The organism is Neisseria sp. P0009.S007, from assembly GCF_051962515.1.
In genome coordinates, this window is sequence record NZ_JBQCVF010000334.1 from 1 (window position 1) to 1,430 (window position 1,430).

The 1,430-nt window shown below is 53.8% G+C and carries 1 protein-coding gene; it reads right to left on the minus strand.

Annotated features, from left to right (window positions below):
• Positions 1-170: 170 nt before the first annotated feature.
• The coding region (gene xseA / locus ACTHS3_RS13030; protein WP_440368130.1) for an exodeoxyribonuclease VII large subunit at positions 171-1,430 on the minus strand (1,260 nt) is incomplete at its 5' end.

Consider the following 1,430-nt stretch of genomic DNA (forward strand, 5'->3'; position numbering starts at 1 on the left):
GAGTTGCGTGGAGGAATCGGATTTTCTGTATTTTGTGAGTTGTCCATAATGTTTCCGTATATGCTGCGTGTGCAGATGAGGCATTATACCGCATTGGCAGGTTAAGGATTTTTAACAGGCAAACATAGTTTCACTTCAATCGCATAAAGTTTCAGACGGCCTTTATTGCGTCAGTCAAACAACTCGCCCTGCGCCTGCTCTTTGGTCACGCGTACGTCGGTTTCGCCGTCGGCAAAAGTGATGTGCAGTTTCTGTCCTTGTTTCAACGTATCGGCATTGCGGATAACTTGTCCGCGGGTGTTTTTGACGACGGAGAAGCCGCGCTCCAGAATATGCTGCGGAGATACGGCTTCGAGCAATGCGGCTTGGGCGGTCAGGCTTTGACGGCGGTGGGTAAGCAGCTGGCGGAAGGAATGCGACAAGGTCGTTTGAAAGTGGTTGATGTTGTTTTTGTAAACAGAAACATCAGGACGGCAATGTTTTAGGGTTTGGGTTTGGCGTTCGAAACGGGCGGTGTGGGCGCGGAGATTTTGCGTCATCGAGTAAGACAGCGTTTGCGCCAGCTTGCTGATTGAAGCGCGCTGATCGTCAAGTTTTTGGCGCGGATGACGGATTTGCCGCGCCAACCAGTCGAGTTTTTGGCTGGCATCGAAATAGCGTTGTTCCAAAACGGTTTTCAGATGGCCTTGCGCTTGGGCGAGACGATGTAGCGATTCTTGGCGGTTGGGGCTGACCAATTCTGCCGCGCCGGTCGGTGTCGGTGCACGCACGTCGGCAACAAAGTCGGCAAGTGTGAAATCGGTTTCGTGGCCTACGCCGCTGACGACGGGAATCGCGCAGGTTTCGATGGCGCGCACAACCGGCTCTTCATTAAACGCCCACAAGTCTTCAATGCTGCCGCCGCCACGGCAGACAATCAGCACGTCACATTCGGCGCGTTGCGAAGCGGTTTTAATCGCTTGGGCAATTTGCAACTCGCTGCCTGTGCCTTGTACGGGTGTCGGATAAACGATAACGGGGATTTCGGGTGCGCGGCGGTTTAAGGTGGTCACGACATCGCGCAATGCCGCTGCCGCCAGACTGGTGACGATGCCGATACATTGCGGGCGGGCGGGCAACGGTTTCTTGCGTTCCGCCGCAAACGCGCCTTCCGCCTGCAACTGAGCTTTCAATCGCTCATAGGCTTCGTAAAGTTGCCCCAAACCTTTGAGCCGTACTTCGTTTACAGTAATTTGAAATTCGCCCCGCGCTTCATAAATGCTGATTTTTCCTGATACTTCGATATGGTCGCCTTCTTTCAAAGGCTTTGCCAAGCGCATGGCTGCACCCTTAAACATCGCGCAACGCACCTGCGCGCGGCTGTCTTTGAGCGAGAAATAATAATGTCCGCTGGCAGCACGGGTCAGGTTGGATACTTCGCCGGCAATCCA